Annotated in this window: 18 protein-coding genes and 3 pseudogenes; 7 read left to right on the forward strand and 14 right to left on the reverse strand. The window is 58.1% G+C overall.

The annotated features are described in order from the left end of the window. Positions 1-139: 139 nt before the first annotated feature. From ABIE58_RS18620 to ABIE58_RS18675, 12 genes are all read right to left on the reverse strand, one after another. Positions 140-1,309: an iron-containing alcohol dehydrogenase gene (locus ABIE58_RS18620; RefSeq protein ID WP_354546157.1), complete on the reverse strand. Its 1,170-nt coding sequence runs from the start codon at positions 1,307-1,309 to the stop codon at positions 140-142. A gap of 7 nt (positions 1,310-1,316) precedes the next feature. Beyond that, positions 1,317-3,245 (reverse strand): sodium:solute symporter family transporter, encoded by a 1,929-nt coding sequence (locus ABIE58_RS18625; protein ID WP_354546158.1) that lies wholly within the window; start codon positions 3,243-3,245, stop codon positions 1,317-1,319. Continuing rightward, positions 3,242-3,667 (reverse strand): hypothetical protein, encoded by a 426-nt coding sequence (locus tag ABIE58_RS18630; RefSeq protein WP_354546159.1) that lies wholly within the window; start codon positions 3,665-3,667, stop codon positions 3,242-3,244. Before ABIE58_RS18630 ends, ABIE58_RS18625 begins: the two co-directional genes overlap by 4 nt. A gap of 36 nt (positions 3,668-3,703) precedes the next feature. Further along, positions 3,704-5,392: a flotillin family protein gene (locus tag ABIE58_RS18635; RefSeq protein WP_354546160.1), complete on the reverse strand. Its 1,689-nt coding sequence runs from the start codon at positions 5,390-5,392 to the stop codon at positions 3,704-3,706. A gap of 45 nt (positions 5,393-5,437) precedes the next feature. Next, a complete protein-coding gene (locus ABIE58_RS18640) occupies positions 5,438-6,142 on the reverse strand; it encodes a bacteriorhodopsin (RefSeq protein WP_354546161.1) in 705 nt (234 codons plus the stop codon). A gap of 39 nt (positions 6,143-6,181) precedes the next feature. Next, positions 6,182-7,573, reverse strand: a complete 1,392-nt coding sequence (locus ABIE58_RS18645; RefSeq protein ID WP_354546162.1) for an ABC transporter permease — start codon at positions 7,571-7,573, stop codon at positions 6,182-6,184. Continuing rightward, complete coding sequence (locus ABIE58_RS18650; protein ID WP_354546163.1) at positions 7,570-9,018, reverse strand: ABC transporter permease; 1,449 nt, start codon at positions 9,016-9,018, stop codon at positions 7,570-7,572. The genes ABIE58_RS18645 and ABIE58_RS18650 overlap by 4 nt, the downstream gene beginning before the upstream one ends. Continuing rightward, positions 9,015-10,796 (reverse strand): sugar ABC transporter ATP-binding protein, encoded by a 1,782-nt coding sequence (locus tag ABIE58_RS18655; RefSeq protein ID WP_354546164.1) that lies wholly within the window; start codon positions 10,794-10,796, stop codon positions 9,015-9,017. The genes ABIE58_RS18650 and ABIE58_RS18655 overlap by 4 nt, the downstream gene beginning before the upstream one ends. Positions 10,797-10,866: 70 nt before the next feature. Continuing rightward, complete coding sequence (locus ABIE58_RS18660) at positions 10,867-12,033, reverse strand: ABC transporter substrate-binding protein (RefSeq protein WP_354546165.1); 1,167 nt, start codon at positions 12,031-12,033, stop codon at positions 10,867-10,869. Positions 12,034-12,119: 86 nt separating this feature from the next. Continuing rightward, complete coding sequence (attM, locus tag ABIE58_RS18665) at positions 12,120-13,043, reverse strand: AttM family quorum-quenching N-acyl homoserine lactonase (protein ID WP_354546166.1); 924 nt, start codon at positions 13,041-13,043, stop codon at positions 12,120-12,122. Between the two features lie 14 nt (positions 13,044-13,057). Beyond that, positions 13,058-13,906: an alpha/beta fold hydrolase gene (locus tag ABIE58_RS18670; protein ID WP_354546167.1), complete on the reverse strand. Its 849-nt coding sequence runs from the start codon at positions 13,904-13,906 to the stop codon at positions 13,058-13,060. A 59-nt stretch (positions 13,907-13,965) separates the two neighbouring features. Continuing rightward, positions 13,966-14,355, reverse strand: coding sequence for a hypothetical protein (locus ABIE58_RS18675; protein WP_354546168.1), 390 nt, complete (start codon positions 14,353-14,355; stop codon positions 13,966-13,968). Between the two features lie 308 nt (positions 14,356-14,663). Here ABIE58_RS18675 and ABIE58_RS18680 point away from each other — a divergent pair. The 6 genes and pseudogenes from ABIE58_RS18680 to ABIE58_RS18705 all read left to right on the forward strand — a co-directional run. After that, positions 14,664-14,711, forward strand: a pseudogene (locus ABIE58_RS18680) (hypothetical protein); the annotation flags it as partial. Between the two features lie 120 nt (positions 14,712-14,831). Continuing rightward, on the forward strand, positions 14,832-15,365 hold the full coding sequence (locus ABIE58_RS18685; RefSeq protein WP_354546173.1) for an IclR family transcriptional regulator: 534 nt from the start codon (positions 14,832-14,834) through the stop codon (positions 15,363-15,365). A 15-nt stretch (positions 15,366-15,380) separates the two neighbouring features. Beyond that, positions 15,381-15,569, forward strand: a pseudogene (locus ABIE58_RS18690) (hypothetical protein); the annotation flags it as partial. Beyond that, the gene (locus ABIE58_RS18695; RefSeq protein ID WP_354546174.1) at positions 15,539-15,676 is read left to right on the forward strand and encodes a hypothetical protein; all 138 of its coding nucleotides are present in this window, start codon (positions 15,539-15,541) and stop codon (positions 15,674-15,676) included. The pseudogene ABIE58_RS18690 and the gene ABIE58_RS18695, both read left to right, overlap by 31 nt. Positions 15,677-15,682: 6 nt before the next feature. Further along, the gene (locus ABIE58_RS18700; RefSeq protein WP_354546169.1) at positions 15,683-16,462 is read left to right on the forward strand and encodes an IS5 family transposase; all 780 of its coding nucleotides are present in this window, start codon (positions 15,683-15,685) and stop codon (positions 16,460-16,462) included. Positions 16,463-16,737: 275 nt separating this feature from the next. Beyond that, positions 16,738-16,869: a hypothetical protein gene (locus ABIE58_RS18705; RefSeq protein ID WP_354546170.1), complete on the forward strand. Its 132-nt coding sequence runs from the start codon at positions 16,738-16,740 to the stop codon at positions 16,867-16,869. An 84-nt stretch (positions 16,870-16,953) separates the two neighbouring features. Here the strand turns inward: ABIE58_RS18705 and ABIE58_RS18710 are convergent, their stop codons facing one another. Continuing rightward, positions 16,954-17,190 carry a hypothetical protein gene (locus ABIE58_RS18710; protein ID WP_354546171.1) on the reverse strand — a complete coding sequence of 79 codons (237 nt, stop codon included), beginning with the start codon at positions 17,188-17,190 and terminating at the stop codon, positions 16,954-16,956. A 108-nt stretch (positions 17,191-17,298) separates the two neighbouring features. Between ABIE58_RS18710 and ABIE58_RS18715 the strand changes: the two are divergent. Next, a pseudogene (locus ABIE58_RS18715) lies at positions 17,299-17,552 on the forward strand (IS3 family transposase); the annotation flags it as partial. A 28-nt stretch (positions 17,553-17,580) separates the two neighbouring features. Here the strand turns inward: ABIE58_RS18715 and scpB are convergent. Continuing rightward, the coding region (gene scpB / locus ABIE58_RS18720; protein ID WP_354546172.1) for an SMC-Scp complex subunit ScpB at positions 17,581-17,953 on the reverse strand (373 nt) is incomplete at its 5' end.

The raw sequence follows: 17,953 nt of genomic DNA on the forward strand, positions 1-17,953 counted from the left end.
CTGCCATCAAAGCCTCCATCATTTGAAGACAGTGATTCAGATTTTTCTGCAGAAGGGAATCCTCTGCGAGTCAAACAATCAGGCCGTTGGTATAACCGTGCAGTTGTTTAGCCTAACGCTGAACACGCCGGATATGCGATCAATAGGCCGCTTCGTAGATCTTAAGCGCATCAGCTTCGGTCAGTGGTCTGGGATTGTTCACCAGAAGGCGCTGCTGATTCATCGCATCACTGGCCAGACGCGGCAGGGTCGCGCGATCGATCCCCATCTCGCGCAGCCGTTGCGGCAGGCCACAGGCCGCTGACAGGCCGGCCAGACGATCACAGAAGGCTGATGCGCGTGCCTGACCTTCGAGCGTGGCCAAATCCGGGAAAAGATGCGGGGCTAGTTCGGTATAGGGATGCGGCGCAGTGACCGCATTGAATCTCAGCACATGCGGCAAAACCAAAGCGTTTGAAAGCCCGTGTGGTATGTGGAAATGCCCACCCAGCGGATAAGCGAGTGCATGCACCGCCGCGACCGGCGAATTGGCAAAGGCCTGTCCAGCGAGCATCGACCCCAGCAGCATGTCGGCCCGTGCGCTCAGGCTACTGCCATCGGTGACAGCGCGCAGCAAGGCCTGGCCCATGAGGTTCAAGGCTTGCACAGCCAGCATGCGCGACAGGGGATTGTTGTTGGCACTGGCTGACGCATAGGCCTCGATCGCATGAACCATCGCGTCAATCCCAGTGGCGGCCGTCACATGCGCCGGCAGGCCCAGTGTCAATTCGGGATCAAGCAGGGCAAGGTCTGGCAACAGGACTGGAGAGACCACGCCCATCTTCTCTTGTGCACCAGTGGTGACGATGGAAATCGGCGTTACCTCTGATCCGGTTCCGGCAGTGGTCGGGATCAGAGCCAGAGGCAGGCGCGATCCGGTGACATTGCCCACGCCGTACATCTGGGAAAGTGTCTGATGTCCCGGCACCAATGCCGCCACCAGCTTGGCCACATCAAGAGACGACCCCCCTCCAAGACCGAGCACAATACTAGCCTCAGAGGCCTTTGCGGCGTCGCTGGCGGCCAGGATGACAGCCTCGGGTGGATCGGCTTCGACATCGGAAAAGATGATGACGGATCGTCCGGCATCTTTGAGCACCCGCTCGGCGCGGTCGATTATCCCTGTCGCGCGCAAGCCGGGATCGGTGACCAGAAAAACAGGTCCCGTTGCCAGCGATGCCAGCAAAGTTGACAGGTCGTCAAGCTTACCCGGTCCGAAGACGACGCTCTTGGTCGTATTGAAGGTAAAGGGTGGGACCGGTTTGTCCATCTGAGCATCATGCATTTCCAAAACTCCAGACCAAGAGTGTGATCAGCCCCGCCGCGATCAGTGCCGCGACAACAAGACCTCGAAGACGTTCCTGCTCCACAAGATTCTGTTGCGGTCGCAAAACGGGTGGTGGCTCATAGACCGGAACCGCCTGTCGCAGCGGGGCCGCCATCCCGAGGCGATAAGCCAGAAACCACACCAGGCCCAGACCCGACATCCAGCTCAGGATGCCCCAGATCCAAAGCGACGGAAGACCAAGAAGCCATGCCCCACTGCTATCCACAAAGGCACCATTGCCGAGGACGAGGCCTGGTCCCACCGCCAGAAAAGCCCATGCCAACAGCGCCGCCCAGCCAAGGGCGCGCATCCCGCGACCTGCCTGCACTGCGAAATTATCGGCGAGAAATCCACGAATGTCTTTGGTCGCGGCCGCTCTGGGCTGCCTGAAGGTCGCCGCCGCAACCAGCAGTGCCGCCACCACATTGAAGAAAAGGCCCCAGCCCGCTGAATGAATTGTCCATGGCCAGCGTCCCCATGGTAGATCCAGCCCGAGCCACGCCACAAACTGGAGGCCCGCACTCTCCGTCAGAAAGGCCGCAAGCAATCCCGCTCCGACACCAACCAGTACCGCCGACCGGCTGAGCCAGCCGAGCCAACAAAGGCCCAGCATCGGAACAATCAGTTGGGCCGACGCCGGAAGGGCAAACCCCCCGAGCGCCGACAAGGTGAGCGGTGTCAAAAAGGCCATTCCTCCGGTGATCACGGCCAGCACCACCACTGTGATCCGCGTCAGGGTCACGGTATCGCGACGCGACAGGCGACTGTGAAAAAGTGGCTTGTAAACATGCCGCACAAGGCTCTCGGCTGCCACTAGAAGCGACAGGCCCGCGATCACCTGCATTCCCGCGATCAGCCCGAAGAGCAGCCATGCGACCAGCCATGGCGCAGCTTCGGAAAATCGGATCAGCAAGGCAGGGACCTGTTGGTCCGGCGCGATCAACGCGCCGATCCCCAGAACCGCAACGCCCAACACCACAAGCGCCCCAAGCCCGGCCGCGCCGAACCAGACATGCCCGGCGGCAACCCCGGCCACATTGCGGGTGGACAGGACAAGCTTGATCGCCAAAGGTCCGGCCCCGAAGCCAAGGATCGCAAGTGCCATCGACAAAGCCATGGAAGCGGTATTGACCTCGATCGGGGTCATGTCGCGCCCAAGACCGCCAACAAAACGAATGACACCCTGCACCTCGAAAGCGCGGGTTTCAGCGACAGTATGCAAGCCAGCGGTCAGCGCAGCGATTCCACCGGTTTCGAGCATCAGTAGACCGCCCAGACCGAGTATCGAGGCGATAAGTGCAAGTGTCTGCAAAACCCCGATGAAGCCGATAGCGCGCATCCCGCCGATGACCACATATCCCAACAGCAGCATAGTAAGGAGCGAGGCCGCGACCGGCGCGGAAATTTCTCCTCCCGACAGCCCGGCCAGTAGATCCGAGAGCGCCCGCAATTGCAGCCCGCTGAAACCGACAGCGAAGAGCAGTGCGACCAAAGCCGAGATCACGGCAAGAAATTCGCTCTGATAATATGTCCGGAACAATTCGACCTGTGACGACAGGCGCAAGCGTTGACCGATGAACCAGACCCGCTTGTGCAACAGCACTCCGGATAACGCAAGCAATACCCCTGCCTGAAGTGCTGCGGCATGGGCGAGACCATCACGCGCAATCAGGTCAATCGTTCCTAGCGTGAACCACGCAGATAGCCCCGCTCCCGAGAGGGTGACAGCGCTGACCCATGGCGGCAGGGAATGACCGGCTGAAAAATACGCCTGCGTGTCGCCATTCGCGACCGCACTCAGCCGGGCCCAGTAAAGCGTAAGCACCAGATAGGCGACCCCAAAGAGCGCAATCCAGAAGATGGCGGATCCGCCGGTCATTCGCGGATCCCGTCTGCGCTGTGCCGTTTTCTCGGATGAAATCGTGAAAAGGCACCACGTAATCCATGCCGTGTCATGAGGTAGGTGACAAAGGCGATCACAACCGTACCAAGCAACGTTAAACCGGCCAGAAAATTCATCCGGCTCAAACCGCCGAACAGTGTGGCCGTTATAAAGAGCAAGACAATCACGCCGAACACCCCCAGTCCGAGGGCTGTTTCCCCCGGAGTGAAGCCGGTGTCGAAAATGGCGTTGATGATAACATGACCGCCAAAAGCCGTCAGCAGTACGCCCGTGCCAACGAGAGCGATCAAATAGGAATCGCTGCGCATGCCGACAAGATAAAGAACGAGTGCCAACAATCCGAGCACGCTCCACAGGGCGAAGATCAGCAGGCTGCGTTCCATGTCTCGTTCAGTCATTCCATCCCCCTGGTCCAGGTGTCATCGCCATTAGGATCAATTCTTCGGCGTCTGGGGCTTTCGCGCGGGCTTATCACTGGCCGAGGTGGGATCGGTATAGACGATCTTAGACAGATCCTGCAGCGTTTCCGTTCGGTGGATACTACCGCTTGTCAAACCAATCTCTCCCAGAAGTTGATCGACGAAAGGCGCTTGCGAGCGATAGCGCAGCGCTGAGTTCACGACCTGATCCGCCAGGTTTCCATGTTCGGGCGCACCTCCGTCCGGGGCGGTCCCTGATCCATTGCCACCGGAACCGCCGGATTGCCCGGAAAATCCGGGAAGCCCCTCCACATGAACGATTTTGATACCGTCGATCTTTTCCATCGGCTTGACGCTCTCGCGAATGATCGCCGGAAGGTTATCAACCAAGTTCTTGTGCAGCGCACTCCGACGGCTGGCATCCGAGCGCATGTTTTCCGCTTCGTTGAGCTTGGTCTTGCCTTCGGCTTCGACGCGATACTTTTCCTGCTGTGCCGCGGCTTCGGTCCGGACCGCATCGGCCTTGTCCTCAGCTGCGCGCTTTTCGGCCTCGGCCATGATCGTAAGGCGGGTGGCCTCGCGCTCGGCTTCCTTGGCGGCTTCTATCAGCTCTACCACCTTGTGCCGGTTGGCAATCTCCGTGTCGCGGATCGTCAAAACCCGTTCGGTCGCCTCGATCATGGCGGCGCGTGCCTTCTGCGCAAGCGCTTCTGCGTCGGATTTCTCTCTGGATTTCTTGAAGATCGAGATTTCTCGCTCCTGTTCTTCCAGCTCAAGAGCCTCTCGGCGCTTGACCTCCAGTGTTTCGATCTGGCGTTCGATTTCGATGCGGGTTCGCTCAACCTTTTCGCGCTCGCGCAGCTTGATCTCTTCGATTTCGCGTTCGCGTGCCGCGTTTTCATTGGCGATTTCAGCCTTGCGGGTGGCGCGCTGCACGGCCACTTCCGCATCATGCGCCAGCTTTGCGTATTCACTATCGCGCTTTATCTGAAGAGAGCGTTGCTCGGCGTCAAGATTCTTGAGCCGCAATGCCACCTCTGTATCCTGCTCGATGTCGTTGCGTTTCTTGCGGCGCGCCTGAATCTGCTCGGTCAGCGCTGTCAGGCCCTCGGCATCAAAAGTATTCGAGGGGTTGAACAGCGAGATGTCTGTTTGATCGAGCGATGTGAGCGAAACGGATTCAAGCTCCAGCCCGTCCATTCTTAGGCTTTCGGCCACCTCTTCGCGGACGAGCTTGACGAATTTCTGCCGTGCCTCGTGGATCTCCTCCAGCTTCATCAGGGCCGCCGCGGCCCCCATGGCATCGACGAAACGTCCTTCGATAAGGTCTTCCAACTCTTGCGGCCGCATCGTGCGATTGCCCAAAGACCGGGCCGCTGTCGAAATAGCCTCTTCGTTGGGGCTGACGCGAACATAGAATTCCACGGTCAGTTCCACGCGCATCCTGTCCAGCGTGATCAGAGATTTCTCTCGCGCGCGTGATACTTCGAGGCGCAGCATGTTCATGTTCACTTCGGTGATGTCATGCAGGATCGGCAGTACAAGCGCTCCGCCGCCCAGGACCACCTTCTCACCTCCGAATCCCGTGCGCACAAAGGAGATGTCCTTGGTCGAACGCCTATAAAGCCAATGAAGAAGATAGGCTCCGATCGCGATGACGATCGCCGCAAGGATGATGATAGCAATGATGTCTGCGCCATTCATGATGTGACCCTCCCGGCCGTGGGTGATTGCGTGCCGCGCTGGATATCAAGCATGGTCCACCTCCTTTGACTGTTTATCGGCCAGCATAGCAGTTGCAAGAACCGCCACTCCGAAGGCCATGCGATTCAGAAAATCCGCGATGTTATAAGCAATGCTTAGCCCACCTGTATCGACATATCCGTTGAAACTGGTGATGAAATTGCCGAGTGGATAGATCGCCCAACCCACTGTCACGATCAGCCGCAACCAGAAATATCCTCGAATGACCGGTTTTACCGAAGAGTCGCGCACGACCGTATCCATGGAACCGAAAAACAATTCTCCAAGGATGTAGAGCCAGAACACCAGACCGATCAGAAAGGCCAGTGTTGCATTCATGAATCCTGCCTCACCCAGATAGCGCACGAACACCATGAGAACCGAAACCACCACCAGCCGCCAGAAAAGACCGGGCCTGACGCGGCCGACGGACCCGACGAAGAAGAAAAGTGCAAGTATTTGCAATGGCATAGACACAACCCAACCGACATAATGGTAGACAACCGGAACGGCCCCGCTTTGCCAGGCGCCACGCGCCTCGAACATGGCCGCAGCCCCTACGATACAGGCACAGGCGCACATGGTGACGACCAGCTTCCACTGGCGCTCCACCCATGCACTTCCCATGAGCAGCAGCACGCTGGTCGCCAGCAATCCGAACAATGCAGCCGAAAAGCTGGCTGCGGTCAGATCGGTCGTTTCAAAAACCATTTGTTTCGTCCCCCCTCGAGGTGAGATCCGTCTCCCACGTCATATTTGTGTCCTGATGTGTGGCGATCTTGCATAGAGAGCTACCATCGGCAGGATGAGCAGTCCGAAAATCACCTGTTGCCACTGAAAGTTGAGTCCGATGCCTACCAGAAACGAGCTGAGCACCTGAAGGACCAGAACGCCGATTACGGTAAAGCCATATCCCCCCTGACCGCCCAGCAACGACGTGCCGCCCACCACCACGGCGGCGAGGGTCAGAAAAAGATATTGATCCCCAACCCCGATGAAGCCGCCACCCGACCAGCCGAGCAAAAGCGCACCTGTGAGAGCGGCGAAGAACCCCGAAAGCGCATAGGCCAGCACCCAGTAACGCAACTCCGAGATGCGCACCCGCGAGGCCGACACGCGGTTCACACCAAGCGCATAGAGATGGCGTCCATAGACAGTATGGCGCAGGCCGACAATTAGGATCAGGGCCACAACCGCCCAGATCGCAATCACCGGCGTAAAGGGCAGGCCAAATGTGCGTCCGTTCATCGCCGCGAGATTCGTCAGCCATTGCGGCACGGTCGCGAAAACGTTGCCACCATAGGCCGTGCCAATCGAGGTAATGATCTGCACCCCTCCTGAAATGGCAAATCCCGTGCCCAGCGTGATGATCAATGCCTGTCCCTGTAGCTTGAAGCTGAGCAGACCGTTGATCACACCCAATCCCGCGCCGATCACAAGCACGATGATCGCCGCAAGCCAAGGTGGCACACCCAGCGATATAAGATAGAGAAGCCCCACATTCGATGCACCAATCACAAATGGAATGGAGAGATCAAGCCCGCCCAACAGCGCCACCAATGTCTGACCAACCGCCGCAAGACCAAGGAACGCCGCAAAGAGCAGCATGGATTTGACATTCACAGCCGAGGCGAAGCCATCAATCGTCATTGCCCCGACCAGAAAGAGACCAAGGAGCACCATCAAACCGATGAAAGCGGAACGATTGGTCTCGAAGAAGGGACCGATGGTTCTGGTCGCGATGATGATCACCAGCAAGATCAGAAGTGACAGGACCGACCAGATGCTGAAGAAACCCTCCACGCTGGCCGCAATGATGGCATAGCCAAGAAGAATGATTCCCAAACCGATCAGGCTGGCGCGGAACCTTTGCCAGATCAACCAGAATGGCGAGGGCGCAGTATCATCCTGTGATGCCGTACGTGGGACGATGAGTTGTGACAGGATGAACCGCCATGCCCAGAAGAACAGGGCGAAGGTCGCGATCGCATAGAGAATGATGCCTTGAACAGGGGCACCCTGAAGAAAGCCGAAAATGATCCCAAGACTGGTCAATACTGCGGCGAGGGCAAGACCGATCAGGCGTGCGGTCAGGCTGAGCGTTGGCTGCGTCTCTGGAGCGGTTGAAGTGCCGTCGGTCATCCTGCGGCCTCGCTGCGGTCGGCTGGAACGGTTGGGCTTTCTCGGTTCTCCTGCAAGATGTTATAGGCCACAAGCAGCATCAACGCCGCGACAACCAGATAAACGACCGGACCAATATGGTCGCGTACGCGCGACTGGGTGAAGGCGACACGCGTCAGAATGGCGAGGGCGGCAAGAATGACAGTGCCGGTAATATAAGGGAAAGCCGCCGCCCTTAGAGCCTCAGTATTCTGTGTGGTTTGTGCAATCTCGAACGTGCCAGAGAAGGCAGTCGTGATATCCAGTGGCCCCGGTGCCGCCTGTTCCACAGCTGTCGGCGGGAGGGTGGTCTCAGGGTAATCATGCGTTGCATGCAGGATCACCCCCAGAACCAGCGCGCCGAGGACCACGAAATAAAGCAGCGGAGAAAAGTCTCGAAGATAGCGCTGGATCACCGGCAAAATAAGTGTCAGCAAAAGCGAGCCTACCAAGATCGAGCCATAGACCAGATCCGTGACAAAGCTCTGTACGGCGCCGAAGCTGAATGTCGCCAGCACGAAAGTGATAAGGTAGAGGTTGATCGCTCCAAGAGCGGATCCGAAGACACTGGCGCGCCCGCCTCCAAGCGAGGCCCCCCCCAGCACCAGCGCCGTCACTGCGATTAACGTATAGGTCGTTCCCTGCGAGGGATCCCCCGACGAGATCAGTGCCGTAAAGGCGATCGCGGCGAGACCGGCAAACACGCCTGACAACAGATGCGCTCCGATTCGTACCGCCGTGATCGGCACTCCGGCCGTATAGGCCGCCCGCTCATCCGATCCCATCAGCCGCAGATGCGTGTAGAATGCCGTGCGGGTGAAAAGCAGCCAGCCCAGGGTCGCTAGAACCAGCATCAGCAGCACCGGGGAATAGACTGTTGTGCCTGCGCCCCAATTCGCCATCCATTCAGGGGCCAAACCTCCAGGACGAGGCAGAATTACCAGGTTCAGCCCCGATAGCGCCAGATATCCGCTCAGCGAAACGATGATCGGTTGGACACGCACATAGATCACCACCAAGGCGAAAAGAAATTGATACGCAGCGCCAGCCAGCATGGCGTAGCCGAATACCGCGAAGGGGTTTGAGATGATTTCCATCCCGTTCAGTTGAACGAGCGTGACGTTGATAAAACCGATCAATGGCCCGACCGACAGGTCGATGGTGCCGCGTCCGGCGATCACAGACGCCATGAGCGCATAGGTCGCAAGGATAAGCGGGGTCGCCACGATCACGGCCGATCCGATGCCCGATGCGGTCACTAGCGACGGAGACCGAAGTACGGCAAGTGTCAGAAGTGCAAAGAAAAGGGTGATCGGGACAATCAGGAAGGGGTTCGAGGGTCCGCCGCCGGACCGCGTCGCCTTTTCTGTCTGGGGCGGCGTTTTGCTGGTCTCAGTCGGTGTCCGGATATGCTCTGCCACGCTCATGATGAGCGATCCTTGCGGCGGGACCGTCCGAAATCGACGATCCGAATGCGGGCGGGATCGAAACTCCGGCTCAATTCGCGCGGTGTTTCAACGATCTTGATCGGATGTTCAAGCGGTATGTCAGGATAACTCACATGAATGCCGCGGGACCCGCTGGAGGTGGTGCAATCTGTTTCCGAGGTCAAAGACGGCAGCAGACCATGATGTGCCGTGAGCCCCCGCCCATCGGTCTGTCCAAACATCGCGGTCAGAACCTGCCCTGTGTCCAGATCGCGCCCGTCGAAAGCATCAAATGGCGCATCATCTCGAAACACAAGAACACGCGTTGCGAAACCCGGAAATTCCTCGATCTCGGAGGAAAGATAGATCACGGATTTGCCGCTTTCGGCAAAGCTGCGCAGATGTTTGTAAAGCTCGCTCTTGGCGCCGACATCGATGCCACGCGCGGGGTCATTCAACACGATGATGTCAGGGCGAAGTGCAAAGCCACGTCCGATCAAGACCTTTTGCTGATTGCCGCCCGATAACGACGTGATCCGGTCATCGGGCGTGCCGAATTTGATCAGCAAGTTCTCTGCCTCACGGGCAAAGATCGCGCGCAGGGTCGCCCAGTCGATGAATCCGAGAAGGCCGCCGTGTTTCTTGCTCTCGTAAAGCGGCATGGCCATGTTTTCGAAAATCGACATCTTGTCGAAGATGCCCTCGCGCTTGCGGTCACCCGAGACATAGGCGATCCGCCCGGCCATGGCATCGACAAGATTTCGGACCGGCTGAAAAACCCCAGCGCGATCTCGCACACGAACCTGACCCTGTAGGGCCGGGGCCACCCCTGCCAATGCCCGGACAAAGGCGTCCTGACCTTGCCCGTCAAGACCGACAACTCCGACGACCTCGCCTCGGCGCAACTCGAAGTCGAATGGCTGCGCGCCCGGAGCAAGGCTCAGACCGTGCGCCCGCATGACAAGTTCGTCGCTCTCTGGCTGGGGGGCTGCGGCGTGACTGACCGTCTCGGACTGGCTTTCACCGGTCATCAGTTCCAGCAGGTTGCGTTCCGTCACCTCCTTCCCGGCCAGCACCCCGACATCGCGCCCGTCACGAAGAACCGTGGCGCGATCCGAGATTCTGACCAGTTCGGCGATCCTGTGGGTCACGATCAGGATAGTTGTGCCCCGATCTCGTAACGTGCGGATCTTGTCGAACAGACGTTCTGTGCTGTCGAAATCCAGTGCGGCAGAGCTTTCGTCAAGGATGAGGACCCGCGGTTCACTCAGCAATCCGCGTGCGATGGTGATCCATTGTTTTATCCCCAGCGGCAGATTTCCGACCAGCCCGTGCGGATCAATCTTTTCTCCTGTCAGGTCCAACATCAGGGTCGCAGCACGTTCCGCACGATCCTCTTGATCCGCTGATCTGGCAAACAGGCTGTCCGCGCCAAGGAAAATATTGTCGACGACGCTGCTGTCATCGGCGACCATGACCTCCTGGTAAACGGTCGAGATACCCAAAGCGCGGCTTTCTCCTGGCGTATTGGGTGCCTCACCAAGAACGGAGACAGAGCCACTGTCTACTGGTAAAATGCCGGAGATCACCTTGGCCAAAGTACTCTTGCCACAGCCATTGCCGCCGACGATTGCGTGCACCTCACCCGCGCTGGCAGAAAAGCTTACTCCATCCAGCGCGCGGGTCGGCCCGAAATACTTGCGGACATTTCGGATCGCGATCGTCTCGCGCGCTCGGGGAACCGGTGCGGCCGGTGCATGCAGATCGGATGTCGACATGTTCATTGCGGGTTGCCTGGCTTCTGGAGTGCGCAGAGGACGATCGGACAACCGACCGCCCTCGCCCTCGTCATTGTGCCTTGTATGCCTTGGGATCGGCAGGGCGCAGAAAGAACTGGTCCAGATAGGCCGGATCAGCCCCCCAGCTTGCCGCTCCCACAGAGAGCCATTCCGTACTTTGCTCGTTACAATCCTCGTCGAGGATCTTCGCAATGTCGTCAAAGGTAAGCCGGATCGGATCAACCAGGATCGATTGAATCTTCGGGCCTTGGCCCTGAAGTGTCCGCATCATGATGTTCCAAATCAGTTGCACCTCATCTTGCGGCGGCCAGACCTGATACGCCGCGGAGATATAGTCGGGATTCTTGCGCCAGTAGCAAAGCGCGCCCAATTCGCCGCCGATGGCCACGGGAATATTTTCGCGCCCTGATTGTTGCACGGCTCGAAGAACACCCATTTCAGCTGCAGATTGCACGACGATACCATCCAATTGACCCGGGTTGGTCGCGAGCCAGCGCTGCACCTCGCCTTGTGCGACCTGATCAGTCCACATGCCGGCAACAGATCCGACGATCTTGATGTCTTCACTGGTGGCCAGCCCTGCGCGCACGCCGCGATCCTGACTGTCAGAGCCGGAGGTGCCGGGGATGCCTTCGACGACGAGGACGTTACCCGATCCACCCAACTCATCTACCATCCACTTGCCAATTTCGAAACCGGCAAGCTGATAGTTCACAGACGAGTTAACCGAGTAGGGTGAGGTCAGGTAGCCCGTGAAGGAAAACACCGGGACGCCCTTGTCATAGGCATATTTGACGGACTGGTTCAGGGCCGTCGGGTTGGAACAGCAGACAAAAATCGCATCGACACCTTGATCGACAAGCTGGCGGATCTGCTGGATTTGCGTGCTGTCATTCAGGTTCGATTGCGTTATGATCACCTCTTCCAGAAGGCCTAGTTCCTTCCATTCGGGGATGATGACATTTTGCAATTCATCCATCGCGTTGGCACGCCAGGTATTGCCGGCATAAGAGCTGGCATAGCCGATTTTCCATGGCGGCGGGTTGGCGGCGACGAAATCGCGATAGGCGCTCGGGCCGATCGGCTGATCGGGATCAAGCATGTCCGAATTGTAAAGACGGTCAACCAGTTCCGGGCCAAGCTCCTCAACCCCTTGTGCGGCGACGCTCGACACGGACAGGGCCGTGGCGACGATAAGTGAAAAGAAACGATTCATTCTGTGGTTCTCCTCCGTTGGTGGTGCTCTCGGTCAGGCGCTTCTGTTGGCAAGCGCGCACATGGGGACCGGGAACTGTCTATTTATCAGGTGTAAAAAGTTGTTGGCGACTTCCTCCATTTTTCCCAATCCGCAGGATCATGCCCCGTTACAACTTGGGCGCCCGTACGTTCGGCTATGCGGTGCAATTTGTGCACGGAATTTGCGGCATCAGCCGATGAAACCACCAGCCCCGGCAAGGCCTTGTTGTTCCAGTGATCAAGGGTGTAGGCGGCATCTATGGTGAGCAGAATCGGCCCGCTGTTTGGAAGCGTAATCAGGAAAGACATGTGCCCAGTCGAATGACCAGGGGTGAAGATCATCCGTATCACATCGTCACCAAACAGATCAAAATTGTCGGTGGTCTCTCCGCCTAGAAATTTCCATTTCAGGCCGGGCCGGTCGAAATCGGCGCGAATATAGGCCGGCGCGGCGAACCAGTGAGGATCGAACGCATAATCGTATTCCGCGCGTTGCACGATATGTTGCGCCTTTGGAAACCGACCGATTGCGCCGGTATGATCCAGATGCAGATGTGATTGCAGCACGAACCGCACGTCGTGCGGCTCCACGCCCACGGACCGGCACTGTTCGACGCAATTGTCATGAACCGACATGATCGGATCATAGGCATCCACGACGGCCCCCCAATGGGCGCGTTTGTCGATCGCTGCCTCGACTGCGTTTCCACCGTCGATAACAACATTTCCCATGGGATGCTTCAACAGGAACCAAGGCACGGGGATCTCGAAATCCTCTTCACCCTGATTCATCGAGATAAACTTCTTTTTTGTCCTCAGAACGCCGGTTTGGAACATATGCAATTCAAGCCCGGCACTGGCCGTTACCTTGGGTCGCGCAGACACCCTGCCAGGCCTTTCGGCCAAGTAGCTGGTGGATGGCCCGTCGAGCAGGGATTTCGCATCATGCTCGACCCTCTGACCACGCCCGTCATATTCGACAATCTTCATCACATCCCCCGGTTTCAGGTGCGTTCGTCAATAAGTCGCAGCGCTTCCTTGAGGTATTTGCGGAACAGCGGATAATTTTCCGACATCGGAAAATGACCGATATCCTCCATCTCGATATAGACCCCACCGGGGATCTGGCTTGCGGTTTTTTCGGTCGCCTCGGGCGGAGTCAGGTAGTCATAGGTGCCGGTCATCATGATTACGGGGCAGCGATTGGTGTCGATATCGCGCAATTGCTCACGCATGTCGTGATCCACCGAATAGAAGTAGAGATCGCCTTTGAATGCTTCGGACCCTTGGGTGTAGTAGTGCCAGGTCAGCCATCGATCCTTCTCCGGGCTTTGCGGCGCCATCAGATCCCACGTGCCACTGGCACAGACCTGTGCCGCATTCGCATGCGGGTGGTGCCACCAGTCCAGAAAGAATCCCGGTGCGTAATCCGCAGCCTCCACCGGCACCACCGCCCGAAAACGATCCGGGTAGTGCCGCGCAAGTTGCAGAGCGATGTTACCACCGAACGACGATCCCATGAAGATCGGGTCGCGCAGCTCCAGCGCGTCACATAATGTGACGATGAACTTCATGTAGTGATCGGCGGTCAGGCGATATTCTTCCTTCCACCACTCCTTGTTGAGTGGCGGATCGGATTTGCCGTGCCGGGCGAGATCATAGGCAATCACATCATATTTCTGGGTCAACTCCGCGTCTTCCAGAAGATCGCGCCACTGATGGTTGTGGCACCCGGCGGTATGCTGACAAACCAGAGGAATTCCATGACCGTTGCGCAGGTAGAACACCTTGTATTCGCAGCCATCCACTTCGATCGTCACATAGCGTCCGATAACAGGTGAGTGTTTCGCCATCTATTTCTCCCTTTGGCCGCGCCGACGATGCCGACGCAACGATTGGCGCAATCATTATGTCAGACAGGCACGCCAACCTTGCGCAACAATTCGAACTGCACGGTGAAATTCCGCAGGTTCTGCATCAACTTGAGATGGTCGCCTTCAATCTTCAGATCTCGACGGAAGCTTGCCGACCATATGCCGTGATACATCGGCTTGGGAACGGGCCGCGCGAATTCACGCCATGTCGCGGCCGAAGCCCGCAGCGCAAAATCCCAAGGGTCCATGGGGCCAGGATCTATGTTCATTCGATAGACCTTGCCGTCGATCATCTCGACGATGACCTTCACTTTTTCCATGTCCCAAAGATAACGACAGGTAAAATACCGCGCCATCGCAGCGATGGTCTCATCACTGTCCGACGCATCGCTGAACTTCACAGCCCAGTCCCGTACATTCAATGCCATGCTGATCTCGTCGTCAGGGCAAAGAGGCGGCTTCGAGTCATGTCACCAAACACGTGTTCCCCCCAGAAGTTTGCAAAGGATCAAATACATTGACTTTGTTCGGCATTTTGAACAAAGTTCGCTTGTTGGAACAGTAGTCGCGAGTCAAAGCGCATGTCAAGAATTGCTTTTTGTTGTCCACCGTTAAAGAGGATGGGGTCGAATTCAAGCTGGGAGGCCCCCAGAAATTGACCGAGAACCGCTATAAAGTTCCCGCACTTGAACGGGGTAAGATTATCCTTGATCTGGTCGCCCAAACGCGCCAGGCCATGACTGCCTCCGAGTTGAGCCGCAAAACCGGAATAGCCAAAAGCACCCTCCACGGAATTTGCCAGACCCTCGTGGATCTCGAGCTTTTGGTGCGGCGGCGAGATCAGACGTTCCAGATCGGTCCGCATGTGATGCGATGGGCCAATGCCTTTTCATCTAAATCGGATGTGACCGCCGAATTCTCGGCGATCTGGGATACGGAAACGACGCTACCCGGCGCAACCATCACTCTTTCCGTCATGGAAGGCCAGGATGTGGTGTATATCGCGGCCAGAAACTCCGAAGTAAATACGTCGCTTTTCCGCTTTGGTATCGGCGCGCGTTTGCCTGCGGCCTTTACCGCCACCGGCAAAGCCTTCCTGAGCTATATGACAAATTTCGAAGTGATGCGCCTCTATGCTGGCTCATTTCCGGCGCCGCGGACGCCCCACAGCGTAAGATCAGTCGAAGCGCTCCTTAAGGAACTCGAGACCATACGCCACGAAGGTTACTCGATCGACGATCAGCAGGTTGCCGAAGGCATGGTTTGCATCGGGTCAGCCGTTCTCGATGCCAGCAACAGGCCACTTGCCGGAGTGGCCGTAAGCCTGCCCGCTGAGGATCTGTCTATGTCAAAGCGTGAAAATCTGGTCGAAGATATCACTCGGCTATCGCGCAGTATATCCCACCGCATGGGGGCGGAACTTCCCCGGCAAACCTGACAGTCAGATCGGCTTTTTGGAGGTGCAAGCGCCGACACGCTCAAGGGTGGCGGTGGCGCGGATCGTCTCGATGGGGGCGCTGGTGCGGATTTCCTCAAGGGTGGCACGGGCCGTGACATGCTCAAAAGGGGGCGGGCAATGACCGCCTGTTCGGCAATCGCGAGGCCTACAGGATCAATGTTGGAGCCGGAAGTGACCTGTTGAACGGTGGCGACGGACGCGATCATCTGAATGGCGGAACGGGCGATGACACCTTTTTGCATGGGTCGCAGAGATCGGCGAAGAAGCGAGCCCTGATATGCTCAAGGTAGCTCCCAATGCCGCATATATTCAACGCTGATCGGCGCGACAAGTTTTCCAAGGCGACATACGCGGTGACCAATTGGGCGGATTACAACGAGGCTCTGCGTCGTCGCGGTGACGGGACGATCCGGCTTGAGGATGGGGTGATCGAGAAATGGTCTGCGCCGACGCGAAAGGGGCGCGGTGGTCAGCCGAAATATTCGGACTTCGCGATTGAGACCTGTCTGACGCTGGGGCTGATCTTCCACCAGTCGTTGCGTCAAACCCAAGGGTTCGTCCGGTCGCTCCTTGGGCTGATGGGCGTGGCGTTGCCGGTTCCGGACTTCTCGACCCTATCGCGGCGAGCAAATGGCCTGTCGGTCGTGGATGACAGGACGCAATCCAGTGGCCCCGTCACGCTGATCGTGGATAGCACGGGCCTGAATATCCATCGTGGGTCCGGCTGGCAGGAGGAAAGGCATGGCACGGGAAAGACCCGTAAATCCTGGCGCAAACTCCATATTGGCTACGATCCGGACAGCGGCGAGATCGGCACTTCGCTGCTGACCACCGATCAAGTTGGCGATGAGACCGCTTTACCCGACCTCATCGCCGGGATCGAAACTCCGGTGGCCCGCGTCGTTGCAGACGGAGCTTATGACGGCACCGGAGCTGCCAGCTGTTTGATTGAGGCCTTCGGAACGGACGTCGAGATCACCATTCCGCCGCCGATCAGCGCGGTCCTCGGCCTAAGCGATGGGCGCGACGCTCACATAGAGCATATCGCCGAGCATGGCCGAATGGCGTGGCAGTGAGCGACGGGGTACAATAGCAGAGCCCACGTCGAAGCCCAGATCGGACGCCGCAAAGTTGTCATCGGCCCAGGGCTGAACTCCAGAAACATGGATCGGCAAATCACAGAAAATCAGATCGCCACAGAATCACTCAACCGCATGACGCGCCTCGGTCGCGCGGTCTTCAAACGTGTCGCATAGTCACTGAGGGACAGGGGCAACTGCCCCCAAATGCTGACCCATGCAACAAGCTACTCGCGCTCGACGAACGCCTCGCTCCGGCGGAAGCCGACGACGTGGCCGACGACTACAAGGTGGCGCATGCCTTTCATCACCGCGTCTCCAGCGTGATGGCCGAAGTCGAGCGATCCCTTGTCAAGAAGCTGGGAGAAACAACGATCTTCGAGATCCGCGAAACGGCCCAATGACCATCACCGGTGAGCGGCACGAGAAGTTGCTTCAATGAGTGATCATGCCCTCATGCGAACGATCCACTCGTTTGGTTCACTCGATCAGCGGCGCGCCGCCCGCGCCTGCTCCCGCATCACGGCGTAGTCGCTCAGCATCTCAACGATAGCCGAGCCCTCCGGCAGCAGGTCCGCCTCCTCTGCCGCTTGAGCTTCGTACTCCCTGCTGTACTCGACGACCGGCGGGCACGGCCCTGGCCCGCTAACGTCAGAATCGCCCGTCGCGCAGCGCCAGATGCTCTCAGGCTCGTCGCGCCAGTTGCGTTGGAAAGTCGTGGTCATGGGGGTTGACCTGCCACAGGATTTTTCCTCCAGAAGCGATTAGATTCCGGTCCAACCAGAGGACGGGAAATGAAGCGAACAAGATTCACGGGCCAACAAATCATCGGCATTCTGGCCGAGCAGATGCTGGATCTGGCTGCGATGAAGGAACTGGTTGCAAAAAAGTGGTAGGGCCCGCCGTCAAGCGTGAAGCCGTCGCATATCATCGGGCCGAGCATGGCCTGTCGGAGCGGCGGGCCTGCCATATCGTCGACGCAGATCGAACGGTGATCCGCTATCGATCCCAGCGTGCCCCTGACACGGTTCTGCGCGGTCGGTTGCGGGATCTGGCCAACGAGCGCCGGCGGTTCCATCAGAAGCGTCACGCACTGTGAGATTCCGCAGTAGGTTTCAGGGGCGCGCGGCCAGCCCGGCGTCATTCAACTGTTCAGGGTCTGGCAGGTCGCGCAAGCTTTCCAGCCCGAAAGCCGCGAGGAACGCGTCTGTGGTCACAAAGGTATAGGGGGCACCACGACGCGGCGCGCGCGGACCGGTTCCGATCAGGCCGCGCGCATGCAACCGGCCGATCAGGTCGCGGCTGATCTCCTTGCCGAAGATATCCTTGAGCCCGTCGCGGGTGATCGCGTCACTGTACCCTAATTTGTCAATGTGCATTCGAAAGTGACCCGGTGTGATCATCCAAAAATGACCCACCCCCGAGGTGGCAAAGCCCACAGGCGAGCGGCCACTAAATAGCGAGCTCGTCTTTTGGGCTTTGCTTGCG

The sequence above is a fragment of the Roseovarius sp. MBR-78 genome (assembly GCF_040547535.1).
GTDB lineage: Bacteria > Pseudomonadota > Alphaproteobacteria > Rhodobacterales > Rhodobacteraceae > Roseovarius.